Annotated in this window: 25 protein-coding genes, 1 tRNA gene and 1 riboswitch; of the genes, 14 read left to right on the top strand and 12 right to left on the bottom strand. The window is 70.0% G+C overall.

Annotation, left to right across the window (positions count from 1 at the left end; genetic code table 11):
- Positions 1 to 92 precede the first annotated feature (92 nt).
- From AB0D18_RS26730 to AB0D18_RS26720, 3 genes are read left to right on the top strand one after another with little or no spacing between them, the layout of a single operon-like run.
- On the top strand, positions 93 to 1,109 hold the full coding sequence (locus tag AB0D18_RS26730; protein ID WP_362423519.1) for a MurR/RpiR family transcriptional regulator: 1,017 nt from the start codon (positions 93 to 95) through the stop codon (positions 1,107 to 1,109).
- 59 nt (positions 1,110 to 1,168) lie between these two features.
- Positions 1,169 to 2,119: an N-acetylmuramic acid 6-phosphate etherase gene (murQ, locus tag AB0D18_RS26725; protein WP_362423517.1), complete on the top strand. Its 951-nt coding sequence runs from the start codon at positions 1,169 to 1,171 to the stop codon at positions 2,117 to 2,119.
- A gap of 32 nt (positions 2,120 to 2,151) precedes the next feature.
- On the top strand, positions 2,152 to 3,627 hold the full coding sequence (locus AB0D18_RS26720; protein ID WP_362423514.1) for a PTS transporter subunit EIIC: 1,476 nt from the start codon (positions 2,152 to 2,154) through the stop codon (positions 3,625 to 3,627).
- Positions 3,628 to 3,788: 161 nt separating this feature from the next.
- On the opposite strand, the gene groL is transcribed toward AB0D18_RS26720, so the two are convergent.
- From groL to thrC, 4 genes are all read right to left on the bottom strand, one after another.
- Positions 3,789 to 5,411, bottom strand: coding sequence for a chaperonin GroEL (gene groL / locus AB0D18_RS26715; RefSeq protein WP_266652618.1), 1,623 nt, complete (start codon positions 5,409 to 5,411; stop codon positions 3,789 to 3,791).
- A gap of 417 nt (positions 5,412 to 5,828) precedes the next feature.
- Entirely contained in the window at positions 5,829 to 6,032 is a 204-nt protein-coding gene (locus AB0D18_RS26710; protein WP_015035246.1) for a cold-shock protein, read from the bottom strand.
- A 441-nt stretch (positions 6,033 to 6,473) separates the two neighbouring features.
- The gene (locus AB0D18_RS26705; protein ID WP_362423510.1) at positions 6,474 to 6,749 is read right to left on the bottom strand and encodes a MoaD/ThiS family protein; all 276 of its coding nucleotides are present in this window, start codon (positions 6,747 to 6,749) and stop codon (positions 6,474 to 6,476) included.
- A 51-nt stretch (positions 6,750 to 6,800) separates the two neighbouring features.
- A complete protein-coding gene (thrC, locus tag AB0D18_RS26700; RefSeq protein WP_362423508.1) occupies positions 6,801 to 8,087 on the bottom strand; it encodes a threonine synthase in 1,287 nt (428 codons plus the stop codon).
- A gap of 14 nt (positions 8,088 to 8,101) precedes the next feature.
- Positions 8,102 to 8,229: riboswitch (SAM riboswitch) on the bottom strand.
- Positions 8,230 to 8,403: 174 nt separating this feature from the next.
- Between thrC and AB0D18_RS26695 the strand changes: the two genes are divergently transcribed.
- Both AB0D18_RS26695 and AB0D18_RS26690 read left to right on the top strand, forming a co-directional pair.
- Positions 8,404 to 9,351, top strand: coding sequence for a glucosyl-3-phosphoglycerate synthase (locus AB0D18_RS26695; protein WP_362423505.1), 948 nt, complete (start codon positions 8,404 to 8,406; stop codon positions 9,349 to 9,351).
- A gap of 64 nt (positions 9,352 to 9,415) precedes the next feature.
- Entirely contained in the window at positions 9,416 to 10,882 is a 1,467-nt protein-coding gene (locus AB0D18_RS26690; protein WP_362423502.1) for a trehalose-6-phosphate synthase, read from the top strand.
- Between the two features lie 73 nt (positions 10,883 to 10,955).
- Here the strand turns inward: AB0D18_RS26690 and AB0D18_RS26685 are convergent.
- The 4 genes from AB0D18_RS26685 to AB0D18_RS26670 all read right to left on the bottom strand — a co-directional run bounded on the left by AB0D18_RS26685 (position 10,956) and on the right by AB0D18_RS26670 (position 13,769).
- Positions 10,956 to 11,029 (bottom strand) — tRNA-Met (locus tag AB0D18_RS26685).
- Between the two features lie 60 nt (positions 11,030 to 11,089).
- On the bottom strand, positions 11,090 to 11,920 hold the full coding sequence (gene otsB / locus AB0D18_RS26680) for a trehalose-phosphatase (RefSeq protein ID WP_362423499.1): 831 nt from the start codon (positions 11,918 to 11,920) through the stop codon (positions 11,090 to 11,092).
- A gap of 253 nt (positions 11,921 to 12,173) precedes the next feature.
- Complete coding sequence (locus AB0D18_RS26675; protein WP_362423497.1) at positions 12,174 to 12,473, bottom strand: DUF3263 domain-containing protein; 300 nt, start codon at positions 12,471 to 12,473, stop codon at positions 12,174 to 12,176.
- A 9-nt stretch (positions 12,474 to 12,482) separates the two neighbouring features.
- Complete coding sequence (locus tag AB0D18_RS26670) at positions 12,483 to 13,769, bottom strand: extracellular solute-binding protein (protein WP_362423494.1); 1,287 nt, start codon at positions 13,767 to 13,769, stop codon at positions 12,483 to 12,485.
- Between the two features lie 259 nt (positions 13,770 to 14,028).
- On the opposite strand from AB0D18_RS26670, the gene AB0D18_RS26665 reads away from it, so the two are divergent.
- The 5 genes from AB0D18_RS26665 to AB0D18_RS26645 all read left to right on the top strand — a co-directional run bounded on the left by AB0D18_RS26665 (position 14,029) and on the right by AB0D18_RS26645 (position 19,465).
- A complete protein-coding gene (locus tag AB0D18_RS26665) occupies positions 14,029 to 14,934 on the top strand; it encodes a sugar isomerase (RefSeq protein ID WP_362423491.1) in 906 nt (301 codons plus the stop codon).
- Between the two features lie 304 nt (positions 14,935 to 15,238).
- The gene (locus AB0D18_RS26660; protein WP_362423487.1) at positions 15,239 to 16,201 is read left to right on the top strand and encodes an ROK family protein; all 963 of its coding nucleotides are present in this window, start codon (positions 15,239 to 15,241) and stop codon (positions 16,199 to 16,201) included.
- On the top strand, positions 16,201 to 17,355 hold the full coding sequence (gene nagA, locus AB0D18_RS26655; RefSeq protein ID WP_362423484.1) for an N-acetylglucosamine-6-phosphate deacetylase: 1,155 nt from the start codon (positions 16,201 to 16,203) through the stop codon (positions 17,353 to 17,355). Before AB0D18_RS26660 ends, nagA begins: the two co-directional genes overlap by 1 nt.
- Before the next feature lie 136 nt (positions 17,356 to 17,491).
- Positions 17,492 to 18,439: a 1-phosphofructokinase family hexose kinase gene (locus tag AB0D18_RS26650; RefSeq protein ID WP_362423603.1), complete on the top strand. Its 948-nt coding sequence runs from the start codon at positions 17,492 to 17,494 to the stop codon at positions 18,437 to 18,439.
- 177 nt (positions 18,440 to 18,616) lie between these two features.
- Positions 18,617 to 19,465, top strand: a complete 849-nt coding sequence (locus AB0D18_RS26645) for a class II fructose-bisphosphate aldolase (RefSeq protein ID WP_362423482.1) — start codon at positions 18,617 to 18,619, stop codon at positions 19,463 to 19,465.
- Positions 19,466 to 19,540: 75 nt separating this feature from the next.
- Here the strand turns inward: AB0D18_RS26645 and AB0D18_RS26640 are convergent, their stop codons facing one another.
- Both AB0D18_RS26640 and cdgB read right to left on the bottom strand, forming a co-directional pair.
- Positions 19,541 to 20,554: a carbohydrate-binding protein gene (locus tag AB0D18_RS26640; protein WP_362423479.1), complete on the bottom strand. Its 1,014-nt coding sequence runs from the start codon at positions 20,552 to 20,554 to the stop codon at positions 19,541 to 19,543.
- A gap of 106 nt (positions 20,555 to 20,660) precedes the next feature.
- Positions 20,661 to 22,319, bottom strand: coding sequence for a diguanylate cyclase CdgB (gene cdgB, locus AB0D18_RS26635; RefSeq protein ID WP_362423476.1), 1,659 nt, complete (start codon positions 22,317 to 22,319; stop codon positions 20,661 to 20,663).
- A gap of 400 nt (positions 22,320 to 22,719) precedes the next feature.
- Here cdgB and AB0D18_RS26630 point away from each other — a divergent pair, with 400 nt between their 5' ends.
- On the top strand, positions 22,720 to 23,220 hold the full coding sequence (locus AB0D18_RS26630; RefSeq protein ID WP_362423473.1) for a flavin reductase family protein: 501 nt from the start codon (positions 22,720 to 22,722) through the stop codon (positions 23,218 to 23,220).
- A gap of 89 nt (positions 23,221 to 23,309) precedes the next feature.
- On the opposite strand, the gene arfB is transcribed toward AB0D18_RS26630, so the two are convergent.
- Positions 23,310 to 23,738 (bottom strand): alternative ribosome rescue aminoacyl-tRNA hydrolase ArfB, encoded by a 429-nt coding sequence (arfB, locus tag AB0D18_RS26625; RefSeq protein WP_362423470.1) that lies wholly within the window; start codon positions 23,736 to 23,738, stop codon positions 23,310 to 23,312.
- Positions 23,739 to 24,018: 280 nt separating this feature from the next.
- Here arfB and AB0D18_RS26620 point away from each other — a divergent pair, with 280 nt between their 5' ends.
- On the top strand, positions 24,019 to 24,594 hold the full coding sequence (locus tag AB0D18_RS26620; protein WP_362423467.1) for a TerD family protein: 576 nt from the start codon (positions 24,019 to 24,021) through the stop codon (positions 24,592 to 24,594).
- Positions 24,595 to 24,650: 56 nt separating this feature from the next.
- Here the strand turns inward: AB0D18_RS26620 and AB0D18_RS26615 are convergent, their stop codons facing one another.
- On the bottom strand, positions 24,651 to 25,532 hold the full coding sequence (locus tag AB0D18_RS26615) for a hypothetical protein (RefSeq protein ID WP_362423465.1): 882 nt from the start codon (positions 25,530 to 25,532) through the stop codon (positions 24,651 to 24,653).
- A gap of 385 nt (positions 25,533 to 25,917) precedes the next feature.
- On the opposite strand from AB0D18_RS26615, the gene AB0D18_RS26610 reads away from it, so the two are divergent.
- On the top strand, positions 25,918 to 26,187 hold the full coding sequence (locus tag AB0D18_RS26610; protein WP_362423462.1) for a hypothetical protein: 270 nt from the start codon (positions 25,918 to 25,920) through the stop codon (positions 26,185 to 26,187).
- Positions 26,153 to 26,689 (top strand): DUF6879 family protein, encoded by a 537-nt coding sequence (locus tag AB0D18_RS26605; RefSeq protein ID WP_362423460.1) that lies wholly within the window; start codon positions 26,153 to 26,155, stop codon positions 26,687 to 26,689. The genes AB0D18_RS26610 and AB0D18_RS26605 overlap by 35 nt, the downstream gene beginning before the upstream one ends.
- The last annotated feature ends 24 nt before the right edge of the window (positions 26,690 to 26,713 follow it).

The raw sequence follows: 26,713 nt of genomic DNA, 5'->3' as shown, positions 1-26,713 counted from the left end.
ATTGTCGCGCGGGCCCCGGGTGACCGAAGTCCCACCACCTCCACGACCTCCGGACTGTTGACTGACCCCCGCCCTGAAAATATCTTTCAGAGGTGAGCGACCCACTGAAGAAAAGTTCCACCCACCGGGGCCCGGGGCGCACAAGCCCCACCCCCGCCGCATCCACCCCCGCCGCATCCACCCCCGCCGCATCCACCCCCGCCGCATCCACCCCCGCCGCATCCACCGCCCCCGCCCCCGCCGCCCTCGCCGCCAAGGTCCGCACCCTCGCCCCCTCCATGACCCGCTCCATGCAGCGCGTCGCCGAGGCCGTGGCGAGCGATCCCGCCGGGTGCGCCGCGCTCACCGTCACCGGGCTCGCCGAGCTGACCGGGACCAGCGAGGCCACCGTCGTACGGACCTCCCGCCTCCTCGGCTACCCCGGTTACCGCGACCTCCGCCTCGCCCTCGCCGGTCTCGCCGCCCACCAGCAGTCCGGGCGCGCCCCCGCCGTCACCGCCGACATCGCCGTCGACGACCCGATAGCCGACGTCGTCGCCAAGCTCGCACACGACGAACAGCAGACCCTCGCCGACACCGCCGCCGGCCTGGACACCGTCCAACTCGGCGCTGCGGTAAGCGCGTTGGCGCAGGCCCGCCGCGTCGAGATCTACGGCGCCGGTGCCTCGTCCCTCGTCGGCATGGACCTCGCCCAGAAGCTGCTCCGGATCGGGCTGTTCGCCCACGCACACAGCGACCCGCACCTCGCCGTGACCAATGCCGTACTGCTGCGCGCCGGTGACGTCGCCATCGCCATCACTCACTCCGGGTCGACCGGCGACACCATCGAACCCCTCCGGGTCGCCTTCGAGCACGGCGCGACGACCATCGCCGTCACCGGCCGGCCGGGCGGGCCCGTCGCCCAGTACGCCGACCACGTCCTCACCACCTCCACCGCCCGCGAGAGCGAACTGCGACCGGCTGCCATGTCCAGCCGTACCAGCCAACTCCTCGTCGTGGACTGCCTGTTCGTGGGCGTCGCCCAGCGTACGTACGACACGGCGGGCCCCGCACTCGCCGCCTCGTACGAGGCACTCGCCCACCGCCACGACCCCCGCGCCACCCGATAAGGACCCCTCCACCATGACCAGCACCCCCGCCGGCACCACCCGATAAGGACCCCTCCACCATGACCAGCACCCCCGCCGGCACCACCCCCTACGGCGAGCTGCGCGCCCAGCTCGACACCCTCACCACGGAGGCCTTCCGCCCCGAGCTCGCCGAGATCGACCAGCTGTCCACCCCCGAGCTGGCCGCCCTGATGAACAGCGAGGACGCGACCGTTCCGGCGGCCGTCGCCGCACAGCTCCCGCAGATCGCCGCCGCCATCGACTCCATCGCCGAGCGAATGGCGCGCGGCGGCCGGCTGATCTACGCGGGCGCCGGTACGGCAGGACGCCTCGGTGTCCTCGACGCCTCCGAGTGCCCGCCCACCTTCAACACCGACCCCACCGAGGTCGTCGGACTGATCGCCGGAGGCCCCGTCGCGATGGTCAAGGCCGTGGAGGGTGCGGAGGACAGCAAGGAGCTGGCCGCCGCCGACCTCGACGCGCTCAAGGTCGGCGCCGACGACACCGTCATCGGGATCTCCGCCTCCGGCCGCACCCCGTACGCCATCGGCGCCGTCGAGCACGCCCGCACCCTCGGCGCCCTCACCGCCGGCCTCTCCTGCAACGCGGGCAGCGCCCTCGCCGCAGCAGCCGAGCACGGCATCGAGGTCGTCGTCGGGCCCGAACTCCTCACCGGATCAACCCGGTTGAAGTCGGGCACCGCCCAGAAGCTCGTCCTCAACATGATCTCGACGCTCGTCATGATCCGGCTCGGCAAGACGTACGGAAACCTCATGGTCGACGTCCGCGCCTCCAACGAGAAGCTGCGCGCCCGCTCCCGCCGCATCGTCGCCCTCGCCACCGGCGCCGACGACACAGAGATCGAGGCCGCCCTCACCGCCGCCGACGGCGAGGTCAAGAACGCCATCCTGATCATCCTCGGCGACGTCGACGGCCCCACCGCCAAGGCCCTGCTCGACGAGGAGCACGGCCACCTCCGCGCGGCCCTCAAGTCCGCGCACCGGAAGTAACCCCCTCCCCCCACAGCAAGGCACCACGCACCATGAGCACCGACACCCCTGAGAACAAGAACCGCGCCACCGCCGCCGCGATCCTTCCGCTCGTCGGCGGCGCGGACAACGTCACTTCGGTCGTCCACTGCATGACCCGCCTCCGGCTGGGCCTGCGCGACCGTACGCTCGTCCAGGACGACGCGCTCAAGGCGTTGCCCGCAGTCATGGGCGTGGTCGAGGACGACACGTACCAGATCGTCCTCGGGCCCGGCACGGTCGCCCGGGTCACCCCCGAGTTCGAGGCCCTCGTCGAAGAGGGCAGGTCCACGCCCTCGATGACGGCCGAAGAACTGGCCGCCGAGGGCGCCGCACTCAAGGCCGCCCGGAAGGCGAAGAACGCCACCCCCTTCAAGCTCTTCCTGCGCCGCATCGCCAGCATCTTCGTCCCGCTGATCCCCGCCCTCATCGGCTGCGGCATCATCGCGGGACTCAACGGCCTGCTGATCAACCTGGGATGGCTCCCCACCCTCACCCCGGCGCTCGCCGCCATCGCGTCCGGCTTCATGGCGCTCATCGCGGTCTTCGTCGGCTTCCACACGGCGAAGGAGTTCGGCGGCACGCCCATCCTGGGCGGGGCCGTCGCCGCGATCATCGTCTTCCCCGGCGTCGCGAAGATCGACGCGTTCGGCCAGACCCTCGCCCCCGGCCAGGGCGGTGTCCTCGGCGCACTCGCCGCAGCCGTACTCGCCGTCCACATCGAGAAGTGGTGCCGTCGCTGGGTCCCCGAATCCCTGGACGTCCTCCTCACGCCCACCCTCACCGTGCTGCTCTCCGGCCTGGTCACCCTCTTCGGCCTGATGTTCGTCGCCGGGGAGATCTCCGCCGCCATCGGTACGGGCGCCAACTGGCTCCTCGACCACACCGGCGCCTTCGCGGGCCTCGTCCTCGGCGGCCTCTTCCTCCCCCTCGTCATGCTGGGCCTGCACCAGGCCCTCATCCCCATCCACACCACCCTCATCGAGCAGCAGGGTTTCACCGTCCTGCTCCCGATCCTGGCGATGGCGGGCGCGGGTCAGGTCGGCTGTGCGGCGGCCGTCTTCCTCCGCCTCAAGAACAACCGCTCGATCCGCAACACCATCAAGTCCGCCCTCCCGGCAGGCATCCTGGGCGTCGGCGAACCCCTCATCTACGGTGTCTCGCTCCCGCTCGGCCGCCCGTTCATCACGGCGTGTGCCGGTGGCGCGGCGGGCGGCGCGTTCGTCGGCCTCTTCTCGATGCTCGGCGACAAGGTCGGCTCGACGGCCATCGGCCCGTCCGGCTGGGCCCTCTTCCCGCTCCTCCAGGGCAACCACGGCCTCGGCACGACGATCGCCGTCTACGCGGGCGGCCTCCTCATCGGCTACCTCGTCGGCTTCGCCGCCACGTACTGGTTCGGCTTCACGAAGACGATGCTGGCGGAACTGAACACGCCTGCCGCCGACGCGGCGGCCGACCCCGAGAAGCCCAGGGAAACGGTCGCCGCCTGACCCCGGACCGTACGAAAGCACGTACGGAAGCACGTACGGAAGCACCGTACGGAAGCACCGTACGGAAACGCAGATACACAGAAACGCCACTGGGGCGGCACCCCCGAAGGGATACCGCCCCAGTGGACGTACCTACTGCGTCATGCAGAGGGAAGCAGGACTTAGAAGTCCATGTCCCCGCCCGGCATGCCACCCGGGGCGGCAGCGCCGGCCTTCTCGGGCTTGTCGGCGATGACGGCCTCGGTGGTGAGGAACAGCGCGGCGATCGACGCGGCGTTCTGGAGGGCGGAGCGCGTGACCTTCGCCGGGTCCAGGATGCCCTCGGCGATCATGTCGACGTACTCACCGGTGGCGGCGTTCAGGCCGTGACCGATGGGCAGGTTGCGGACCTTCTCCACGACGACGCCACCCTCGAGACCACCGTTGACGGCGATCTGCTTGAGCGGGGCCTCCAGCGCGAGCTTCACGGCGTTGGCGCCGGTCGCCTCGTCGCCCGTGAGCTCCAGCTTGTCGAAGACGGCCGAGGCCTGGAGGAGGGCGACGCCACCACCGGCGACGATGCCCTCTTCGACGGCGGCCTTCGCGTTGCGAACGGCGTCCTCGATGCGGTGCTTGCGCTCCTTGAGCTCGACCTCGGTGGCGGCACCGGCCTTGATGACGGCCACGCCGCCGGCCAGCTTCGCCAGGCGCTCCTGGAGCTTCTCGCGGTCGTAGTCCGAGTCGCTGTTCTCGATCTCGGCGCGGATCTGGTTGACGCGACCGGCAACCTGCTCGCTGTCACCGGCACCGTCGACGATGGTCGTCTCGTCCTTGGTGATGACGACCTTGCGGGCGCGGCCGAGCAGGTCGAGACCGGCGTTCTCCAGCTTGAGGCCGACCTCCTCGGAGATGACCGTGCCGCCCGTGAGGATGGCGATGTCGTTCAGCATGGCCTTGCGGCGGTCGCCGAAGCCCGGGGCCTTGACGGCGACGGACTTGAACGTGCCACGGATCTTGTTGACGACGAGGGTGGAGAGCGCCTCGCCCTCGACGTCCTCGGCGATGATCAGCAGCGGCTTGCCGGACTGCATGACCTTCTCCAGCAGCGGAAGGAGGTCCTTCACGTTGCCGATCTTGCTGTTGACGATCAGGATGTACGGGTCGTCCAGCGCCGACTCCATGCGCTCCATGTCGGTCGCGAAGTACGCCGAGATGTAGCCCTTGTCGAAGCGCATGCCCTCGGTGAGCTCAAGCTCCAGGCCGAAGGTCTGCGACTCCTCGACCGTGATGACGCCTTCCTTGCCGACCTTGTCCATCGCCTCGGCGATGAGCTCGCCGATCTGGGTGTCGGCGGCGGAGATGGAGGCCGTCGAAGCGATCTGCTCCTTGGTCTCGACATCCTTCGCCTGCTCCAGGAGCGCGGCGGAGACGGCCTCGACGGCCTTCTCGATGCCACGCTTCAGGGCCATCGGGTTGGCACCCGCGGCTACGTTGCGAAGGCCCTCACGAACCAGCGCCTGCGCGAGGACGGTCGCGGTCGTCGTACCGTCACCGGCGACGTCGTCCGTCTTCTTCGCGACCTCCTTGACGAGCTCGGCACCGATCTTCTCGTACGGGTCCTCGAGCTCGATCTCCTTGGCGATGGAGACACCGTCGTTGGTGATCGTGGGGGCGCCCCACTTCTTCTCAAGGACGACGTTGCGGCCCTTGGGGCCAAGGGTGACCTTGACGGCGTCGGCGAGCTGGTTCATGCCACGCTCGAGGCCGCGCCGGGCCTCCTCGTCGAACGCGATGATCTTGGCCATGTGAAGTGGTCCTCCCAGGACGGGGTGGATTTCTCCGGACCGTTGGTTCGATGCCCGCGACGGACGGCTCAAAAGGCGGAGGATTCCTTACCCCCGACCCCGTGGGCCTCACCGAACCTGGTCCAAGTTCTGTCACTCTCACTGGGAGAGTGCTAACGCCAATGATTAGCACTCGACCCCGTCGAGTGCAAGGCCGTCCCGGAGGGACGTCGATGAGGGGTGGCGGTCGGGCGACGGGCGGGCGCAAGCGGCTACCACAGATCCTGGAGCGCGCGGCACGCCGTACGCCGTACGCACCACACGCCGTACGCCGGACGCACCAAGGGCCCGTACCCCTGGTGACGGGATACGGGCCCTCGGTGTGTGAGTGCTGATGTAAGTCGTTGAGTAGTGCGTCGGTGGTCGATCGCGCCGAGATCAGACGGCGAGCTTGACCATGTCCGCCTGCGGACCCTTCTGGCCCTGCGAGATCTCGAACTCGACTCGCTGACCTTCTTCAAGTGAGCGGTAGCCGTCCATCTGGATCGCGCTGTAGTGGACGAAAACATCCGCACCACCGTCGACCGCGATGAAGCCGTACCCCTTCTCCGCGTTGAACCACTTGACGGTGCCCTGAGCCATGCCTAACTCCCCTATTACTGGCCCTTGCGCGGGACCGCACTTCGCGACCCCGGGTCAGACCCCACCCGCCGAACAGGAACGCGGAAGGTGTGCGCCGAAGCGCGTCGACCGCGGCTGAATGTATCCGCCCAACTGCCCTCTGCAACAGGTCAATCGGACGAGAATTCTGGGTACGCCTGAACGGCCGGATCGGTCAACTACCGTGATTCCAGGGCAAGTCGGGCCGGACATAGTGTGCGCATCGGCGGCAAAAGGCTCGAACGCGCGGGCCGCATCTTCTCTCGTTCTCATATGCACGAGGCACAGGCGGAGAGTGGGGCTTCCCCTACTCTACCTCTTTCAACCATGCAGAATTGCCCCCTCCGCTTGTGAGCGGAGAGGGCAACTTCCGTTAATTCGAAGAGCTTTGAGGGCCTCAGCCGCCCGCACTGTGCTCGATGGTCAGCCTCCGGCGACGGCGGGAATGATCGAGATGCCCGCGCCGTCCGGCGTGGCCGTCTCCAGGCCGCTCTCGAAGCGCACGTCGTCGTCGTTCACGTACACGTTCACGAAGCGGCGCAGCTTGCCCTGGTCGTCCAGGACGCGGGCGGCGATGCCGCCGTGGTTCTTCTCCAGGTCGGCGATGACCTCGGCGAGGGTGGAGCCCTCGGCCACGACCTCGGACTCACCGCCGGTGTACGTGCGCAGGATGGTGGGGATGCGGACCTTGACGCTCATGGTGTTCAGCCTTCCGTAGCGTTGCGTGCGAGTCGTTGCGAGCCGAGGATCTCAGCGGGCCAGGCCGGCGTCGCGGAACGCGTCCAGGCTCGGACGGATGGTCGCGGAGGGGCCGGTGGTCGGGGCCACCGCGTCCAGCGTCTTGAGTCCGTCGCCCGTGTTGAGCACGACGGTGGTCAGCGTCGGGTCCAGCAGACCGGCGTCGATGAGCTTCTTCGTGACGCCGACGGTCACGCCGCCCGCGGTCTCCGCGAAGATGCCCTCGGTGCGGGCCAGCAGCTTGATCGCGTCGACGACCTGCTCGTCGTTCACGTCCTCGACGGCGCCGCCCGTACGGCGGGCGATGTCCAGGACGTACGGGCCGTCCGCCGGGTTGCCGATGGCGAGGGACTTGGCGATGGTGTTCGGCTTCTGCGGGCGTACGACGTCGTGCCCGGCCTTGAAGGCGGTGGACACCGGCGAACAGCCCTCGGCCTGCGCACCGAAGATCTTGTACGGCTTGTCCTCGACCAGCCCGAGCTTGATCAGCTCCTGGAGACCCTTGTCGATCTTCGTGAGCTGCGAGCCCGAGGCGATCGGGATGACGATCTGGTCCGGGAGCCGCCAGCCGAGCTGCTCGCAGATCTCGTACGCGAGCGTCTTGGAACCCTCTCCGTAGTACGGGCGCAGGTTGACGTTGACGAAGCCCCAGCCCTCGCCGAGCGGGTCGCCGATGAGCTCGGAGCAGAACCGGTTCACGTCGTCGTAGTTGCCCTCGATGCCGACCAGCTCGCCCCCGTACACGGCGGCCATGACGACCTTGCCCTGCTCCAGGTCGTGCGGGATGAACACACAGGAGCGGAAGCCCGCCCGCGCGGCGGCGGCGCCGACGGCACCGGCCAGGTTGCCGGTGGAGGAGCAGGAGAGGGTCGTGAAGCCGAAGGCGCGGGCGGCCTCGACGGCGATCGCGACGACGCGGTCCTTGAAGGAGTGCGTCGGGTTGCCGGAGTCGTCCTTGACGTACAGGCCGCCGGTGACGCCCAGCTCACGGGCCAGGTTGTCGGCCTTGACCAGCTTCGTGAAGCCGGGGTTCAGGCTGGGCTTGGTGGCCACGTCGGCGGGGACGGGCAGCAGCGGGGCGTAGCGCCAGATGTTCTCCGGGCCGGCCTCGATGCGCTTCTTCAGCTCTTCGGGGGTGCCGGCGGGCAGGTCGTACGCCACTTCCAGCGGGCCGAAACAGAGCTGGCAGGCGAAGATCGGGCCGAGTGCGAAGCGCTCCCCGCACTCGCGGCAGGAGAGGGCGGCGGCGGGGCCGAGGTCAACGGTCTTCGGAGTGGTTTCGGTGGTCTGCACAGCCATGATGGCGAGGTCCTTCCTCATCTTCCCCGCGACGGCTTTCGCCACGAGACGGAATTGGCACCTTCCCGACCTGACCTCGCGGTCGGTCGGGGGGTTGCCGGGACTTCAACGGGCCGTTTCCCTCTGTCCCTCTGGATGAGCGCTATGACTCCGGACCGCCGTGGAGACGGGCCCGGGTGTTTGTGTGCGTACAGACCCCGACATGCGACGGTCGTCCGCGTTGTTCAAGACTGTAACCGAACCCCCGGACGGGCGTGCCAGTCGTCCGGACCGCGAGATGGATCACAGCTGTCTCCACGAGTGAGGAGTGACGGGCGTGCTGGAAGAGGTGGAGCGCTGGCTGAGTACGCGGTCCTGGGCGGCCGCCGACCGCCCGCTGGACCGGCTGCTCGCCGCCAAGGCCGCCCGTGGCAGCACCGTCAGCGTCGTCCTGCCCGCCCTGAACGAGGAAGCGACGGTCGGCCGCATCGTCGACACCGTCCGCCGGGACCTCATGGGCCCGGGTGCCCCCCTGGTGGACGAGCTGGTGGTGATCGATTCCGGCTCGACCGACCGCACGGCGAAGGAGGCCGCGGAAGCGGGCGCCCGGGTGGTGCACCGGGACGAGATCCTGCCGCGCATTCCGGCCGTGCCCGGCAAGGGCGAGGTGCTCTGGCGCTCCCTCCTGGTCACGAGCGGGGACGTGGTCTGCTTCGTGGACGCGGACCTGCAGGACTTCGACGCGTCGTTCGTGTCGGGGATCGTCGGCCCGCTGCTCACCGACCCTGACGTGCAGTTCGTGAAGGCGACGTACGACCGCCCGCTGGACGGGGCGGCCGGTCAGGGCGGCCGGGTCACCGAGCTGATGGCCCGCCCCCTGCTCAACCTCCACTGGCCCCAACTGGCCGGATTCGTACAGCCGTTGGGTGGTGAGTACGCGGTCCGGCGCTCCCTGCTCGAACGTCTCCCGTTCCCCGTCGGGTACGGAGTCGAGCTGGGCCTGCTCATCGACTCGCTCCACACGGTCGGCCTGGACGCCCTCGCCCAGGTCGACGTGGGCGTCCGCGTCCACCGCCACCAGGACGGCCAGGCCCTTGGCCGGATGGCCGCCGCGATCTACCGCACCGCCCAACTAAGGCTCTCCCGTGGGCACTTGATCCGCCCTTCCCTCACCCAGTTCGAGCGCGTCGGCACCGCCTTCGTCCCCCGCACCCACCCGGTGGACACGGAGGAGCGCCCGCCGATGCGGGAGATCGCGGAGTACGCGGAGCGGCACGCCGCCTGAACGGAGGGGCAACCCGCCCCGTACGCACGTTTGAGGGGAGCGCGTACCGGCTAGGTTTCGCCACATGGCTTCCCAGTACGACCCTCCGCAGTCCCCGGCCGCCCAGGTCCTCGTCGCGTCCAACCGCGGCCCGGTGACGTACTCCCTCGGCGACGACGGCGAGCTGACCGCCAAGCGCGGCGGCGGCGGCCTGGTCTCCGGGCTCTCCGCGATCGGCCCGGACGCGGACGCGCTGTGGGTGTGCTCGGCGCTCGGCGAAGGAGACCGGGAGGCGGTACGCCGCGGAATCGCAGGGGCGGGGCCGCAGGCCCCTCAGAACAAGGGCGGGGGTGGGCGACGGGCGGGAGAGCCTGGTGTCCGCATGCTCGACATCGACGCGGACACGCACGCGGCCGCGTACAACGGCATCTCGAACTCGGTCCTGTGGTTCGTCCACCACCTGCTCTACCAGACCCCGCTGGAGCCCGTCTTCGACGCGGAATTCCGGCGCCAGTGGGCGGCGTACGAGACCTACAACCGAGCCTTCGCCGACGCCCTGGCCTCGGCTGCCGCCCCGGGCGCCACCGTCCTCGTCCAGGACTACCACCTCTGCCTCGTCCCCGGAATGCTCCGCGCGCTCCGCCCCGACCTGCGCATCGGCCACTTCTCGCACACCCCGTGGGCCCCGGTCGACTACTTCCGGCTGCTCCCCGACGACATCGCCGAGCAGCTCCTGAGGGGCATCCTCGGCGCGGACCGGGTGGCCTTCCTCACCCGCCGCTGGGCGGACGCCTTCACCGCGTGCGCGCTGAAGATCCTCGGCGAGGAGGCCCTCGACGGAAAGCGGATCGGCGTCCACGGCCTCGGCGCGGACGCGGACTTCCTGCGCGAGCGCGCGCACCGGCCGGACGTCGAGGAGCGCCTGACCGCCCTCCGCGAGCAGGTCGGAGGCTCCGGCCGGCGCACCATCGTCCGCGTCGACCGCACCGAACTCTCCAAGAACATCGTGCGCGGCCTCCTCGCGTACGAACACCTCCTGGACACCCGCCCCGAGTGGCGCGAACGCGTCGTGCACATCGCCTTCGCCTACCCCTCCCGCCAGGACCTGGCCGTCTACCGCGACTACACGGAGGCGGTGCGGCGCATCGCCGACGACATCAACTCCTCCCACGGAACGCCCACTTGGACCCCGGTCGTCCTCCATGTCAAGGACGACTTCGCCCGCTCGCTCGCCGCCTACCGGCTCGCCGACGTCGCCCTGGTCAACCCGATCCGCGACGGCATGAACCTGGTCGCCAAGGAGATCCCGGTGGTCTCGGACGAGGGGTGCGCACTGGTCCTGTCCCGGGAGGCGGGCGCGTACGAGGAACTCGGCGACGACGCGATCGTCGTCAACCCGTACGACGTGACGGGCACGGCCGACGCGCTCCACGAGGCGCTGACGATGGAACGGGAAGAGCGCGCGGAACGCACGAAACGCCTGGCCGCGGCGGCGACGGCGCTGCCCCCGCAGCAGTGGTTCCTGGAACAGCTGGAGGCCCTGCGGGACTGAGCCTCCCTGTGCGCGTGCACACACGCCGAAGGCCCGGGACTCTTGCGAGTCCCGGGCCTTCGGTTTCTTCCAGTAGCGGGGACAGGATTTGAACCTGCGACCTCTGGGTTATGAGCCCAGCGAGCTACCGAGCTGCTCCACCCCGCGTCGGTAAACCTGACAGTACGGGGTTTCGGGTGCTGTGGGAAATCGATTCCTCACCTGCTCCTAGGGGAGGCGTTGCGCGAGGGACGCCAGGAAGGCGGCGACCTCGGCGGGTCCCGGCAGCAACACGTCGGCCTGCTCGGCGAGTTCGGGAATCGCCGTGCCGCTGCACAGCAGCAGTCCGGGAACGCCGTCGGAGCGGAGTTTCTGGACGGCGGCGTAGGCCGGGAGGTCGCCCAGGTCGTCGCCTGCGTAGAGGACCGAGGTCGCTCCGACCTCGTGCACGTACTCAGCCAGGGCGACGCCCTTGTCCATGCCCGGCGGCCTCAACTCAAGCACCAGGCGCCCCGGTTCGAGGATCAGACCGTGCCGGGCGGCGAGCTCGGCGAGGGGTGCGCGCAGGGCGTCGAAGGCGGCCTCGGGGTTGCTCGCCCGGCGGGTGTGGACGGCGAGGGCCTGCCCCTTCTCCTCCACCCAGGTGCCGTGCCACGCACCGTGCGCGTCGAGCACTCCTGGCAGCTCGGCGCGGACGCCGGCCAGGCCGGGGTGCGGGGCGGGGGTCTCGACGGTGCCGGTACGGGCGTCCCAGCGTTCGGCGCCGTAATGGCCGAGGACGGTGAGGTGCTCCAGTCCTGGGACCCCGGCGAAGCCGCCGTACCGCACGGCGACGCCCGCCGGCCGGCCGGTGACGATGGCCACGGAGGCGACACGCGGCGCGAGCACGGAGAGCGCGGGAACCACGCTGCGGTGGGCACGGGCCTGCTCGGGGTCCGGGACGATGTCGGCGAGCGTGCCGTCGAAGTCGAGGGCGACGAGGGCGTGTTGGGGCCCGTCGACGATCGCGGCGAGGGCGTCGCGGCCGGCGGGGGTGGACGGTTCGGGAAGAGTGTCCATGGCCCCGACAATACCGGGGCGCGGGACGCGGGGCGCTCGGCGCTGAGCGGGCGGCGGAGGGGTTGCGGTCCGCGTGGGGGCCGCCCCCTTGCCCACCCGTCCCGCCCCCGGGGGGCGGCCCCGCTGCCCAAGAGGGCTAGGGGGCCAGTGGGGGTAAGGGGCAGGCATTTAGGGGCGCGGGGAACTGCGCGATCAGCCACGACGCACCCGCACGACGCCCACCGGCCCGCCGCAGGCGCACGCGCAGGCGTGCCTACCTCCGCCCCCGCAGCCCCTCCCTCACCCGTCGTAGCCGGTTGACCGTCACCGGGTCCTGGACGAGTGCCCGCTCATCGTCCAGCAGCGCGTTCAGCAGCTGGTAGTAGCGCGTCGGCGAGATCCCGAGCTGTTCCCGGATCGCCCGCTCCTTCGCCCCGGGCCCGGCCCACCCCTGCCGCTCCACGGCAAGGACGGCCAGCTCCCGCTCGGACAAGGCCGGCGCCGCACCCTCGCCCGCCCCCGCCCCTGCCCCTGCCCTCGCGCCCTCGCCCTCGCTCTCGTACGGCAAATCCATCCGCCCAGCCTATTGCGCGTTGTCCGTCGCCGCCGCTTCCCGCGACAGCTCCCCCAGCACGCCCGACGGCGTGGTCGAACCCTCGACCGTCTTGCCGATGTCCTTCTTGATGCTCTCGCTCACCGTCGCCCACGACGTCTTGCCGACCGGGTACAGCTTCGAATTCCCCATCGCGTCAAGGAACTTGCGGACCTTCGCGTGCTTGCCGTCGGCGGCCATCTTGTCGCTCGCGGTGACCGTCGGCGGCAGCAGGTCGAACTCGTCGGCGAAGGCCATCACGTTCTCGTCGTTGTACGCGAAGTCGAGGAACTTGCCGATCTCCTTGCGGTGACCGTTCTTCCGGAAGCCCATCATCCAGTCGGCGACGCCCATCGCGGGCATGGCCTTGCCGCTCTCGGAGGGCAGCGGAACCATCTCGTACTCGACGCCGTTCTTCTCCGCCTGCTTCATCAGCGACGGGTGGCCGTTGAGCATGCCGACCTCGCCCTTCGCGAAGGCCTCGAAGGCGGCCTTGCGGTTGAGTTTGCCGGGGGCGACGGGGCCGGTCAGGCCGGGCTTGACGAGGTCTTCCTTGAGGAAGTCGAAGGCGCCGATGTTGCTGGCCGAATTGATCGTGTACATACCGATGTCATCGGTGTAGCCGGAGCCGGCGGCCAGCATCCAGTTCATGGTCTCGGCCTGCGCCTCCTCCGGGCCGAGCGGCAGCGCGAACGGGTACTTCACACCGTCCGCCTTGAGCGCCTTCGCGTCGGTGGCGAGGTCCGCCCAGGTCTTCGGGGCGGAGGTGATGCCGGCCTTCTCGAAGAGGCTCTTGTTGTAGAACATCAGCCGGGTGCTGCCGACGAACGGCATGCCGTACTGCATGCGGTTCACCTCGCCCGCGCGGGCGAGCGATTCGAGGAAGTTGGCCTGGGTCGGGATGGAGACCAGGTCGTCGACGGAGTACAGCTTGCTGGCCGCCGCATAGTCGGCGTACGCGCCGATCTGGGCGATGTCCGGGTCCTGGCCGCCCTTGACCATCTCGGCGACCTTGCGGTCCACGTCTTCCCACGAGTAGATCGAGACGTCGACCTTGATGCCGGGGTTGTTGTCCTCGAAGGCGCGGGCGAGCTTGTTCCAGTACTTCTTGGTGTTGTCGCCGCCGTCGAGGTTGTAGTCCGCGGCGACGAACTTCAGGGTCACCTCGTCGGAGCCGCCGATGCCGAGCGTGCCGCAGCCTGCGACGCCCGCTGTCATACCGAGTGCGGCTATCGCCGCGGTCAGACCCAAGTAGCGCCGCTGCACAGCCCGTTCCACCCCTTTTTTGCCCGTTTTGGTGACGTTTTGCGTTGATGTGTACGTACCTTTGTGAGGCTGTCCGCGTTCCATCAACGCCCTTGTCCGCATGAGTTGCGAGAAAATGCGATGAGTAGCGATTTTCCCCCATGCGTGACCGCGAGGTCTACACCACTTGGGTATCTCTTCCGCAACACCTTCCGCAAATCACGTACGGCCTGCTAAGCAGGGCTTCGGCAAGGTCATCCTGGTCGTCCACGTTCCCGAGGAGCCGTCGCGCATGTCCCGCACCGCAGTTGAGATAGCCACACAGCCGACCTGCTGGCGGCGCGCCGTCGAGTACGCGGCCGACTTCGAAGGCCTTCCCCTGCCTGGTGAGCGCGTTGCGGTCACCGGCTGCGGCACGTCGTGGTTCATGGCGATGGCGTACGCGGCACTGCGCGAGGCGTCGGGGCAGGGCGAGACGGACGCGTTCGCCTCCTCCGAGTTCCCGGCGGGGCGGTCGTACGACCGTGTGGTGGCAATCACGCGCTCGGGCACGACGAGCGAGGTCCTGACCCTCCTCGGCGAACTCCGCGGCAAGGTCCCCACGCTCGCCCTCACCGGCGACCCCAAAACCCCGATCATGGACGCGGCCGACACGGTCGCGGTCCTCGACTGGGCCGACGAGGAATCGGTCGTCCAGACCCGTTTCGCGACGACCGCGCTCGCCTTCCTGCGCGCGGGCCTTGAGCGTACGGGCGCGCTTCCGGCCGGAGTGAAGACGGTCACGGCGGCCGCTGTGGACGCCGAGCTCGCCATCACGGAGCCCCTCCCCGAGGCGGTCACGTCCGCCGAGCAGTGGACGTTCCTCGGCCGCGGCTGGACGTACGGGCTCGCCCAGGAGGCGGGCCTGAAGATGCGCGAGGCGGCGGGGGCGTGGACAGAGTCGTACCCCGCGATGGAGTACCGCCACGGTCCCATCTCGATCACCGGCCCGAACCGGGTGGCCTGGATGTTCGGCACGCTGCCGGAGGGCCTGGCCGGGGACGTCACCGGCGTCGGCGGAACGGTGGTCGCGCACGCCACCGCAGACCCGATGGCGGACCTGATCCGCGCCCAGCGCCTCGCGGTGGTCCTCGCGGAGTCGAAGGGCTACGACCCGGACCACCCGCGCAATCTGTCGCGCAGCGTGATCCTGGGCTAGGGGCCGACGGGGGGGCGGGCCGCACGAGGAGCCGCCCCCCTCCCCCGGGATTCCACGCCGTGCGGGTCCGTCGTGGCTGATCGCGCAGTTCCCCGCGCCCCTAAAAGCCTGCCCCTTAGCCCTTAGCCCTTTGAGCCCCCTAGCCCTCTTGGGCAGCGGGGCCGCCCCCCGGGGGCGGGACGGGTGGGCAAGGGGGCGGCCCCCACGCGGAGCCCCGCCCCCTCCGCGACCGCCCCGCCGCGCCCAGCGACCCTGTGGCCCAGTGGACTAGACCTGTCCGGGGTCGACGCGCGACACTGACCCCGTGAAACACGTCATCGCCCTCGATGTGGGCGGCACCGGAATGAAGGCCGCCCTGGTCGGGACCGACGGCACCCTCCTCCACGAGGCCCGCCGCCCCACCGGCAGGGAGCGCGGCCCCGAAGCAGTCGTCGAGTCGATCCTCGCGTTCGCCGCAGACCTCCGCGCCCACGGCGAAGCACAGTTCGGCGAGAGCGCCTCCGCCGCCGGAGTGGTCGTCCCCGGCAGCGTCGACGCCGCCAACGGCATCGCCGTCTACGCCGCCAACCTCGGCTGGCGCGACGTACCGATGCGCGCCCTCCTCGGCGAGAGGCTCGGCGGCATCCCCATCGCGCTGGGCCACGACGTCCGCACCGGCGGCCTCGCCGAGGGCCGCATCGGTGCCGGCCGCGGCGCCGACCGCTTCCTCTTCGTACCCCTGGGAACCGGTATCGCCGGTGCCATCGGCATCGACGGCACCATCGAGCCCGGCGCGCACGGCTGGGCGGGCGAGATCGGCCACATCGTCGTACGCCCCGGCGGTGTCGCCTGCGGCTGCGGCCAGCGCGGCTGCCTGGAGCGGTACGCGTCCGCCTCCGCGGTCTCCCTCGCCTGGGCGGAGGCGAGCGGCGACCCCGACGCCGACGCAGCCGACTGCGCGAAGGCCGTCGAGAGCGGCGACCCCGAGGCCCTCACCGTCTGGCACGCGGCGATCGACGCGCTCGCCGACGGCCTGGTCACCGCGCTCACCCTCCTCGACCCCCGCATCCTCATCGTGGGTGGCGGTCTTGCCGAGGCCGGGGAAACCTTGTTCGTACCGCTGCGCGCCGCGATCGCGGAACGCGTCACGTTCCAGACGCTGCCGACGATCGTGCCGGCGGTCCTCGGCGACACGGCCGGCTGCCTGGGCGCCGGCTTCCTCGCCTGGGACCTGCTCGCCACCGATGCTCTTGGCAACCCCACCACCCCCACGGAGGTAACCGACTGATGGCCAGCAACAAGGTCCAGGTCCTGTCCGGCGCCAAGGTGGTGCTCCCCACCGGGACCGTCGAGGGCGGCCGGGTCATCGTCGACGGCACGCGTATCTCGGGATCGCTCCCCGATTCCGCTTCCCCCGCCCCCGCCCTCGACCTGTCGGGCCACTGGATCGTCCCGGGCTTCGTCGACATGCACGTGCACGGCGGCGGCGGCGCGTCCTTCACCTCCGGCACCCCGGACGAGGTCCTGCACGCCGTCCGCACGCACCGCGAGCACGGCACGACCACCATGGTCGCCTCCACCGTCACCGAGGAGATGGACGTCCTGGCGTCCCGCGCCGCCCTCCTCGCCGAGCTCGTCCAGCAGGGCGACCTGGCCGGAATCCACTTCGAGGGCCCGTTCATCTCCCCCTGCCGCAAGGGCGCGCACAGCGAGGCCCTGCTGCGCGACCCGGACCCGGCGGACGTACGCAAGCTGATGGACGCGGCGCACGGCACGGCGAAGATGTTCACGCTGGCCACCGAGATGCCCGGCGGCCTCGACTCCGTACGCCTGCTCGCCGAGAACGGCGTGATCGCCGCCATCGGCCACACTGACGCCACGTACGAGCAGACCGTCGAGGCCATCGACGCGGGCGCCACCGTCGCGACCCACCTCTACAACGCGATGCCCACCATCGGCCACCGCACCCCGGGCCCGATCGTCGCGCTCCTTGAGGACGAGCGCGTCACCGTCGAGCTGATCAACGACGGTACGCACCTGCACCCCGCCGCCTTCCGGTTCGCCTACCACCACGCGGGTGCGGCGCGCGTCGCGATGATCACGGACGCGATGGACGCGGCGGGCTTCGGCGACGGGCAGTACCAGCTCGGCCCGCTCGCCGTCGAGGTGAAGGACAGCGTCGCCCGCCTCGTCGAGGGCGGCTCGATCGCGGGCTCGACCCTCACGCTCGACACGGCATTGCGCCGCGCGGTCACCCTCGACGGCCTTCCCGTCGAGGACGCCGTACGGTCCCTCTCGGCCAACCCGGCCCGCCTCCTCGGCGTCGACGACCGAGTCGGTTCCCTGGAACCCGGCAAGGACGCCGACCTCGTCGTCCTGGACGCCGGGTTCGCCGTCAAGGGCGTGATGCGCAAGGGCGAATGGGTAATTTCCCCCAAGTAGGTTGATTTCATACCTACTTGAAGGGAAACGGCTGGCCCGGCCCTCTGGGCCAGCCGCTCTTCTTTTGGCATGATCCCCCTGGCAGACAAGCCAGAAAGCGCTTTCTAAGACACGGGGGTGGATGCGGATCATGACCATGATCCTCACCGTCACGCTGAACACCGCACTCGACCTGACCCACCACGTCCCCCGACTCGTCCCGCACGCCTCGCACCGCGTCACCGGCGTCGCGGAACGCCCCGGCGGCAAGGGCCTCAACGTGGCGCGCGTACTGGCCGCACTGGGCCACGAGACGGTCGTCGCGGGCTTCGCGGGCGGCGCGACGGGCGAGGTCCTGCGGGCGCTCCTCGCCGCCGAATCCTCCGCCGAACGCCCTGTGGACGCACTCGTCCCCATCGCCGGGAACACCCGCCGCACGCTCGCGATCGTCGACGGGTCGACGGGCGACACGACCCAGCTCAACGAACCGGGCCCGACCGTCACCCCCTCCGAGTGGGAGACCTTCCTCCGCTCGTACGAGGAACTCCTCGGCGGCGCGCAGGCGGTGGCCCTCTGCGGAAGCCTCCCGCCGGGCATCCACGTGGGTGCGTACGCGGACCTGGTCCGCCGGGCCCGTACGGCGGGGGTCCCCGTCCTCCTGGACACCAGCGGCGAACCCCTCCTGCGGGGCATCGCGGCCCGCCCCGACGTGGTCAAGCCCAACGCCGACGAACTCTTCCAGCTGACCGGCTCCCGGGACCCTGCCACGGCCTCCGCGGACGCCCGCCGCAAAGGCGCACGCGCGGTGGTCGCCTCGCTGGGCCCGGACGGGATCCTCGCCACGACGGACGAGGGCTCGTGGCAGGCCACGCCCCCCACGCTCATCCGGGGAAACCCCACGGGTGCGGGCGACTCGGCGGTGGCGGGCCTGCTGTCCGGCCTGGTCACGGGCCTTCCGTGGCCCGATCGCCTCGCGGTGGCGGTGGCCCTGTCGGCGGCGACGGTCGCCGCACCGGCGGCGGGGGAATTCGACCGGGCGACGTACGAGTCCCTACTTCCCCAGGTCAAGGTCACCTCGCTCGTGAGGGGCATCGCGCGGCGGTGAGTCTGCGGTGAATCTTCGTGCGGGTACGTCGTGGCTGATCGCGCCCACGCGGCGGAGCCGCCCATCAACGCAGCCCCGCGCCCCTAACTGCCTGCCCCTCAGCCCGCTTGGGCACGCCGCTCAACCGCCGCCTCCTTGCCCACCCGTCAGCGCCAGTGCCAGAACAGGGAGCCCCACATGCCACTAGTCCCCACCGGTGACCTCGTCTCCTCCGCCGCCTCCGCAGGTCACGGCCTCGCCGCCTTCAACGTCATCACCCTCGAACACGCCGAAGCAATCGCCACCGGCGCCGAGCAGGCCGGCTCTCCCGCCGTCCTCCAGATCTCCGAGAACGCCGTCAAGTTCCACGGCGGCAACCTCCTCGCCCTCGCCGCCGCAGCCGCCGCCGTCGCCCGCACCTCCTCCGCACCCCTCTCCCTCCACCTCGACCACGTCGTCTCTGTAGACCTGCTGCACGCCGCCCACGAGGCAGGCTTCAGCTCAGCGATGTTCGACGCGTCGAAGCTCAGCTACGACGACAACGTCAAGGCAACCGCCGAAGCCGTCCGCTGGGGCCACGAGCGCGGCATCTGGATCGAGGCCGAACTCGGCAAGGTCGGCGGCAAGGACGGCGAAGCCCCGCTCGACGCACACGCCCCGGGTGTAAGGACCGACCCCCAGGAGGCCGCCGCTTACGTCGCGGCCACCGGCGTCGACGCCCTCGCCGTCGCGGTCGGCTCCTCGCACGCCATGACGGAACGCACCGCCGCCCTCGACCACACCCTGATCGCCCACCTCAAAGAGGCGGTCCCGGTCCCCCTGGTCCTGCACGGCTCCTCGGGCGTCCCCGACGAAGAGATCCGCCGAGCCGTCGCCTCCGGCATGGTCAAGATCAACGTCGGCACGGCCCTCAACACGGCCTTCACCGGCGCCGTACGCGCCTACCTGGACGCCAACCCCTCCACCGTCGACCCCCGCAAGTACCTCGCCCCGGGCCGCGACGCGATGGCGGCGACGGTGGCGCACTTCCTGACGACGATCGGCTGACGCCCGGCTGTCCCTGTACACGAGTGGGCCCCGCCGGAAGACGACCGGCGGGGCCCACTCGTGTACGTACCGACGCTACGAGCCCTTGTGGCCTGCGACCAGCGACACCTGGTCCAGGTTGGCCTCGCAGCCCTGCGGGCACGAGATCACGAAGGTGTTGTCACCCGCCTTGAGATTCACGTAGGAGTAGGTGTTCTTCCACCCCTTCTCCCAGTCGCCCGCCGGAGTGTTGCCGTAGTTCTTCATGTTCACGCCAGTGCCGTGCGGCTTGCCGTTGACCGTCAGCTCGGCCTTGGCGTCCTTGCCCGGCACGCCGTAGTCGACGGACAGCGTGTACTTGCCCGCCTCGGGCACCTTGACGTTCCAGGTCGCGGAGGACCCTGGCGTACTCAGCGGGACGTACGTGCCCGTCGCCGACTTCCCTCCAGGGATCCCCTTGGTCGCGCTCAGCCCCGGCGACAGCACCAACAGCCCCGCATCCGACTTCGGCAGCGCCGCCGGCGGCTTCTCGCCCTCCGTCGGTTCCTCCGTCGGCTTCGGCGGCTGGGTCTGGCCCTGGCCGGACGTCGCGCCGGACGCCTGGTCGTTCGGCTCGTCCTGCTTGCCGAAGTACAGCGCCGCACCGATGCCGATCACCACTGCCGCAACCACCGCGATCGCGCCGATCAGCAGACCGCGCGTGTTCGGACCGCGCCCGCGGCCGCCGCCATGCCCCTGATCGCCGGGGTGGGGGGCCGGGCGCGCGGGGGCACCACCGGGCTGCGTCTCCGGCGCCGCGTAGTGGGCGTTGGGCTGCCCGTACGGCTGCTGGCCCTGCCCCTGCTGCTGCGGGAACGGCTGGGTGGCCTGCGCCTGCTGCTGCCCGTACTGCTGGCCCTGGCCCTGCGTCTGCCCGTACTGCCGCTCGCCGACCGCCCGCACCTGGTTGTACGACGTCCTGGGGACCCCGCGCTGCGAGGTCGGACCCGGGTAGCCGTAGCCGCCGCCCGAGCTCGGCGGCTGAGCGCCCGCCGCGCGACCGTCCTCATAGAGGTAGCCGAACGGGTCGTCGTCCTCGGGCGTGCTCGTGCCGTTGTTCCCGGCCGTCATCCCTTGTCACTCCTCACCATGTTCGCCAGCGTCGCCGACCGGGCGAGCCTACCGTGTAAGGCCAAAGCCCCCTCGGGACGATGACCCCAGCACACTCATGGGGGGATTAACCGGCCCGCCTGTGCACCTTCGACCTGGACCGCTTCTCGATGTACATGCGCTGGTCGGCGGACTGCAGCACCTCGTCGACCGTCATCCCGCACTCGGCCCAGCCGATGCCGAAGCTCGCCCCGACCCGTACCGCACGGCCGTCGACGCGGATGGGAGGGATGATCGCGTTACGGAGCCGGACGGCGAGGTCCGCCGCGTCGGCGCTGCCCAGGCCGTCCGCGAGGACCACGAACTCGTCGCCGCCGAGCCGCGCGACAGTGTCGCCGTCCCGGACACAAGTGGTCAGACGTCGTGCGACCTCGATCAGAACCGCATCACCGGCCTGGTGGCCGAAGCGGTCATTGATGGACTTGAAACCGTCGAGGTCGCAGAAGAGGACAGCGAGCCCCTTCGTTCCGTCGTCCTCCGCGCCCTCTTGAGGCGCGATCGTGTGCACGTGGTGGTCGTAGAAGCCGGGGTCGCCCTCGCCCATCGGATCCCCGAAGAAGCCCTCGTCGTACGTCACGCCCTCGTCGTACGCCCCGTCGTAGGCGGCGTCCAGCGCCTCCACGGCCGTCGCGCGCACCGCGTGCGGGCGGCGGCACAGCCGGGCGCTCAGCCGGGCCCGCAGCTCGGCGCTGTTGGGCAGGCCGGTGAGGGAGTCGTGGGACGCGCGGTGCGCGAGGTGGAGCTCGTGGCGCTTGCGCTCCTCGATGTCCTCGACGTGGGTGAGGAGGAAGCGGGGGCCGTCGGCGGTGTCGGCGACGACGGAGTTGCGGAGGTTGACCCAGACGAAGCTGCCGTCGCGGCGCTGCAGGCGGAGCTCGGCCCGGCCGCCCTCCGCCGACGTACGGAGCAGGGTGCCGACGTCCTCGTGGTGGACGAGGTCGGCGAAGGAGTAGCGGCGCATCGCGGAGGCGGGGCGGCCCAGCAGGCGACAGAGGGCGTCGTTGGTGCGCAGCAGCCGGCCGTGCTGTTCGCCGCCCATCTCGGCGATGGCCATGCCGCTCGGTGCGTACTCGAAGGCCTGCCGGAAGGACTCCTCGCTGGCGCGCAGGGCCTGCTGCTCGCGCTCCAGGCGGACCAGGGCGCGCTGCATGTTGGAGCGGAGGCGGGCGTTGATGAGGGCGATGGAGGACTGCGAGGCGTACATCGTGAGCGCCTCCTGCCCCCATGCGCCGGGGCGGCGGCCGCCGCGCGGGCGGTCCACCGAGATCACGCCGATCAGCTCGCCGTCGCCGCCGGACGCGTACATCGGCGCGTACAGCCGGTCGCTCGGGTGCCACTCGTCGGCGAAGCGCGGTTCGGGCCCCTCCGTGTGCCACTGCGGTACGTCGTCCTCCATCAGCACCCAGCCCTCGGTGTGCGGAATGAAGTGGAGGTCGCCCCAGCGCTCGCCCATGGACAGGCGGCGTTCCCAGGAGGAGCGGGAGCCGACGCGGCCGGCGATGAGGGCTTCGGCGGCGGTGTTGCCGGCGAAGGCGGCGACGACCAGGTCCCCGTCCGGGCGGACCAGGTTCACACAGGCGAGTTCGTATCCGAGACCGGCGACGATGCCGTCGGCGACGGCCTGCACGGTGTCCGACAGACTGCGTGCGGTGTTGAGGTCAGCGACTACCCGGTGCAGTTGACGCAGGGTCGCAAGGCGGACGTACGGCTCCGACTCGGCCTCCATGACCCGCTCCCCGAGACCTCGACAGCAACGACAGCAACTCCAGGCTTCTCATCGTCCGATTGCCACCGCCACTGAATCACAGCGCGCTGCTCTCCCGGTACACAGGGTCAACAAATACTTCCGTCTGTGACTCAAGTCACAAGTGCGTACCGGAAGTTGTTGATTCCGATGTGGGAGCGCTCCCGTGCTGCTCATGGCCTCGCGTGGCCGAAAACGGGCGGTGAACGGAGGCCGGGACTGGGGTTGCGGCGAGGGGTCCTAGGTCCCGTCTGGTCCCTATGCCCGATGTGCCGGGGTCATGTTCCCTTCTAGCGTTGATCATGTGTTCCAGACGACTGAAGCCACCCCGCAAAGCACCCTTCCGCAATCTCGCTCGGCCGTGATCCCCCATCCTGAGGGGGTGAGCGATGACGAGTTCCGTGCCGCGATGGCCCGTCTGACGGCGGGAGTGACTCTGGTGACGGCCCATGACGCGGACGGCGGGCCGCGCGGCGAGGACGTCGGGATGACGGCGACGGCCTTCATGTCGGTGTCGCTGGACCCGCCCCTGGTGATGGTCTCGGTCCGCAACGGCTCCCGCATGGACGACCTGCTGGCGGAACAGCCCCTGTGGGCGGTCTCCCTCCTCTCCGAGAACCAGCGGCACATCGCGGGCCGCTTCGCGATGAAGGGCCGCCTGAGCGACCGCCTCCTCTTTGAGGACATCGCGTGGAAGCGGGGAGAGGTGTCGGGTGCGCCCCTGGTGGGCGGCGCACTCGCGGTCGTCGAATGCCGCACCGAACAGCGGGTCGAAGCGGGGGACCACACGCTGGTCATCGGCCGCGTACTGGCGGTCGACCTGCCGAGCACGGACGGTGGGCCCCTGACCTACTTCCGCGGCAAATACCGCCACCTGAGCTGACCCCTGCCCCCTTGCGCAGCGCGGCCGCCCGCCCCTTGCCCCCTGCCCCCTAGCCCCGAGCCTCCTTGGGCAGCGGGACCGCCCAGCACTCAGTCCCAGTGCTTGCCCGACCGCCCACCCTTCGTCTGACTGCGCTGCTTCTTCTCCCGCAGCCGCCGCTCATTGATCCCGCGCGGGATCTTCGTCGCCCGCCGCGGCCGGGGCGGCGGCGCGCTCGCCTCCGCGAGCAGCGCGGCGAGCCGTACGGCCGCCGTCTCACGATTCCGCCACTGCGACCGGTGCTCGGACGCGTGGACGGACACGACGCCGTCGACCAGCCTCCCGGCCAGCCGTTCCAGCGCGCGCTCCTTCCACACCTCCGGCAGCGCATCGGTCTTGGCGAGGTCGAAGCGCAGCTCCACCCGCGTGTCCGAGGTGTTGACGTGCTGTCCACCCGGACCCGACGACCTGGAGAAACGCCACATGAGCTCGGCCTCCGGGAGGGAGACGGAGCCGCGGATGATGTAGGGCCCGGACATGTGTCCATAGTCCCTGCTCGGACACCACTGCGTCACACCGTTTTCGCGGCCGACTGCCCGTCACACGGACGGACACGGACGTACCTCGCCAGGCGTACACGGCCGGGGCCGGCCCTGCGCAGCATCCCCCGCAGGGCCTCGGCACCGACGCATCGGCAAAGAAAGTAAAGAGAACCGCCCGAACCTGGAACTTCCTGAGACCCTGACCGCGTTAGATGGGGTGACGGTAGCTTCGGCACTTGTAACCGAAGCCCGCACACCACGATGAAAGGGACATCCCATGGCAGTAAGCCTCAGCAAGGGTGGCAATGTTTCGCTCTCCAAGGAGGCCCCGGGCCTGACCGCCGTCACGGTCGGCCTCGGTTGGGACGTCCGCACGACCACGGGCACGGAGTTCGACCTCGACGCGTCCGCCATCGCGGTGAATCCCGCAGGCAAGGTCTACTCGGACGGCCACTTCGTCTTCTTCAACAACAAGGCGACGCCGGACCAGACCATCGTTCACACCGGCGACAACCGCAGCGGTGAGGGCGAGGGCGACGACGAGCAGATCAACGTCAACCTGGCCGGCCTGCCCGCCGACGTCGAAAAGATTGTCTTCCCGGTCTCGATCTACGACGCGGAATCCCGCTCGCAGAACTTCGGCCAGGTCCGCAACGCCTTCATCCGCATCATCAACCAGGCCGGCGGCGCCGAGATCGCCCGCTACGACCTGAGCGAGGACGCCGCCACCGAGACCGCGATGGTCTTCGGCGAGCTGTACCGCAACGGTGCGGAGTGGAAGTTCCGCGCGGTCGGCCAGGGCTACGCCTCGGGCCTGACCGGCATCGCCCAGGACTTCGGCGTCAACGTCTGACACGTCTGACGTACGAGTACGGCTACGCCCCCGAGGGCCCCGGCCACCGCACCAGCTCAACGCGGCGACCGGGGCCCTCGCGGCTTGCGGATCTCGTACCGGATGCGGTCGGCCTTGCCGCGTACGACGTCGGCGGGCAGCCCGCTCTCCGGACGCTCGTACGGAACGCTCCGGCAGGGCGCGCAGAGCCCACCGGGCAGCGCGTCCGCCGCCCCCGGTACCCCGCACCCGGTGCACTCCATGGTGATCAACCCCTGTACGGGGCCGGGAAGTTCGGGCGGCAGCTGGTCGATCAGCCGCTGCTGTACGAAGCGGAAGGGGTGGCGGACGGGGGTGGGCAGGCAGAAGGTCACGTTCCACACGAACTGCGACTCGCTCATGCCGCGCTTGAACCACTCCCCCGCGAGGGGTGCGAGCGCCTCGCACGAGGCGGCGGAGAGCGGCAGCTGGGGCTCGGTGCGGGCGATCCGGGCCAGAGCCCGGTACCCGCGCCGCTCGGCCTCCCCCGGCTCGTCCACCGCCGACTGTTCCTTCCCGCTCTCGGGTACGTCGCCGACGAGCATGGCCCGCCACCAGGGTTCGGGCCTGGCGGTCCGCGAGAAGTAGGTCCGGGTGACGTGGCGGAACCCTTCGCGCTCGATCCAGAGCTCCTCACGGAAGCGGCGCAGGTGCCCGGTCGCGGAGAGGTAGTTGAGGGCGGAGCCGATGGCCGTCTGTCCGTAGCCCTCGATCTCCCGGGCCAGCGTCTTGATGCTGATGTCGGAGCCGTCGGGGAGGAGGTCGATGTACCGGGCGATGGCCGCTTCACGCCTGGGCAGGTGTGCGAAGGTCTGGGCGTTGAACGGAAGTTGATCGGTCGCGGACTTCTTCCCGTACCCGGGCTTTGCCATCGGGTGGGCGGGCGCGTGCAGGGCACGACTAAGCTGCGCAACAGCCATGGGGATCGACTCCTTGAAAGTCAGGATCTCGGTGGTCAGACCCCTGTGTGGTGCTGCTAACACCGCATGGGGGTCGTCTGTTGTGACGCACGGTACACGCTCGCAACGCATGGTCGCGACCCGATCACAAAAAGTCATCTCACGGGCAGTGTGGGCGAGTTGGCGCCTCACGCGCACGTTCGCACCCGCGAAAAGGGTGGGTGGCGGGGACCAGCCCCACCATCCATTCCTAGCAAAAGCGTCTCGACGATCGAGGCCCGAGTCTCAAGCGCCACGACCACACCTCCGTGACCATTTTCCGTACACACGTGCACTATTGACGGCACCTCACCTGCGAGCGAAGGTCATGCAGCCAGTCGTAATCCACTAGGTGTGGGAGATCGTCATGGAGCTGCGTTTCATCGGAATTGACCCCAATACCGGGGGCGAGGGATCGCCAACGGTCTGGGTGGAGGAGGAATCAGCGGACCTGGTCGTTCAGGGCGAGACGGCCGACGAGTTGCTGAACGCGCTGACCGGTGGGACGGAGTGGGTGCCCGGGCATGCGCTCGGCGTACCCGCGCATGAGACGGTGGTCCGCATTCCGGCCCGCATGGTGCCGATCCTGAGGAGGGCGTGCGATGCCGCAGAACGACGTGCCGAAGAGCTTCGCTGAGCTGCTGGCCGACACCCGTCACAGCGCCATGCATCTGGAAATGCGCGATGTCTACGGCGTGGGCGACGAGGCCGAGGACTTCGAGCGCTTCAAGCGCACCGGAGAGGCAAACACAGATCCGAACCTGTCGTTCTGGCCGCACTGGGCACCACTGGTGACCGACGCGATCTCACGAGGCGTGGTGATGCGCCGAGCCCGGATAGTTTCCGAACCGGTCACGGACTACATCCGCTATGAGCACGCCATCACGCCGTTGAACCTCCAGGCCGGCGAACTGGTCCGGTGGCTGCCACGCCACCAGGCCTCGGACATCGCACTGCCGGGCAACGACTTCTGGGTCCTCGACGACCGGCTGGTCCAGTTCAACATCTTTACCGGTGCGGGTGACTGGGCTGAGCCCGGCAAGCAGTTCACGGAGGACCCGGCAGTCGTCAAGCTGTGCGCCACCGCCTTCGAGACTGTTTGGGAACGGGCTGTCCCTCACGAGGAGTTCACCGTCTAAACCTGTGGATACGGACCAGCCAGC

The organism is Streptomyces sp. NPDC048442, from assembly GCF_040651475.1.
Classification (GTDB): Bacteria; Actinomycetota; Actinomycetes; order Streptomycetales; family Streptomycetaceae; genus Streptomyces.
The sequence above is the reverse complement of the archived record's forward strand: the minus strand, read 5'-3'. Positions and strand labels throughout refer to the sequence as shown.

What these genes read in the sequence shown, in the direction of transcription:
- murQ (WP_362423517.1), top strand. Translation starts at nt 1,169, where the DNA reads ATGACCAGCACCCCCGCCGGCACCACCCCCTACGGCGAGCTGCGCGCC.
- AB0D18_RS26720 (WP_362423514.1), top strand. Translation starts at nt 2,152, where the DNA reads ATGAGCACCGACACCCCTGAGAACAAGAACCGCGCCACCGCCGCCGCG.
- groL (WP_266652618.1), bottom strand. Translation starts at nt 5,411, where the DNA reads ATGGCCAAGATCATCGCGTTCGACGAGGAGGCCCGGCGCGGCCTCGAG.
- AB0D18_RS26710 (WP_015035246.1), bottom strand. Translation starts at nt 6,032, where the DNA reads ATGGCTCAGGGCACCGTCAAGTGGTTCAACGCGGAGAAGGGGTACGGC.
- AB0D18_RS26705 (WP_362423510.1), bottom strand. Translation starts at nt 6,749, where the DNA reads ATGAGCGTCAAGGTCCGCATCCCCACCATCCTGCGCACGTACACCGGC.
- thrC (WP_362423508.1), bottom strand. Translation starts at nt 8,087, where the DNA reads ATGGCTGTGCAGACCACCGAAACCACTCCGAAGACCGTTGACCTCGGC.
- AB0D18_RS26690 (WP_362423502.1), top strand. Translation starts at nt 9,416, where the DNA reads ATGGCTTCCCAGTACGACCCTCCGCAGTCCCCGGCCGCCCAGGTCCTC.
- otsB (WP_362423499.1), bottom strand. Translation starts at nt 11,920, where the DNA reads ATGGACACTCTTCCCGAACCGTCCACCCCCGCCGGCCGCGACGCCCTC.
- AB0D18_RS26675 (WP_362423497.1), bottom strand. Translation starts at nt 12,473, where the DNA reads ATGGATTTGCCGTACGAGAGCGAGGGCGAGGGCGCGAGGGCAGGGGCA.
- AB0D18_RS26665 (WP_362423491.1), top strand. Translation starts at nt 14,029, where the DNA reads ATGTCCCGCACCGCAGTTGAGATAGCCACACAGCCGACCTGCTGGCGG.
- nagA (WP_362423484.1), top strand. Translation starts at nt 16,201, where the DNA reads ATGGCCAGCAACAAGGTCCAGGTCCTGTCCGGCGCCAAGGTGGTGCTC.
- AB0D18_RS26650 (WP_362423603.1), top strand. Translation starts at nt 17,492, where the DNA reads ATGATCCTCACCGTCACGCTGAACACCGCACTCGACCTGACCCACCAC.
- AB0D18_RS26645 (WP_362423482.1), top strand. Translation starts at nt 18,617, where the DNA reads ATGCCACTAGTCCCCACCGGTGACCTCGTCTCCTCCGCCGCCTCCGCA.
- AB0D18_RS26640 (WP_362423479.1), bottom strand. Translation starts at nt 20,554, where the DNA reads ATGACGGCCGGGAACAACGGCACGAGCACGCCCGAGGACGACGACCCG.
- cdgB (WP_362423476.1), bottom strand. Translation starts at nt 22,319, where the DNA reads ATGGAGGCCGAGTCGGAGCCGTACGTCCGCCTTGCGACCCTGCGTCAA.
- arfB (WP_362423470.1), bottom strand. Translation starts at nt 23,738, where the DNA reads ATGTCCGGGCCCTACATCATCCGCGGCTCCGTCTCCCTCCCGGAGGCC.
- AB0D18_RS26620 (WP_362423467.1), top strand. Translation starts at nt 24,019, where the DNA reads ATGGCAGTAAGCCTCAGCAAGGGTGGCAATGTTTCGCTCTCCAAGGAG.
- AB0D18_RS26615 (WP_362423465.1), bottom strand. Translation starts at nt 25,532, where the DNA reads ATGGCTGTTGCGCAGCTTAGTCGTGCCCTGCACGCGCCCGCCCACCCG.
- AB0D18_RS26610 (WP_362423462.1), top strand. Translation starts at nt 25,918, where the DNA reads ATGGAGCTGCGTTTCATCGGAATTGACCCCAATACCGGGGGCGAGGGA.
- AB0D18_RS26605 (WP_362423460.1), top strand. Translation starts at nt 26,153, where the DNA reads ATGCCGCAGAACGACGTGCCGAAGAGCTTCGCTGAGCTGCTGGCCGAC.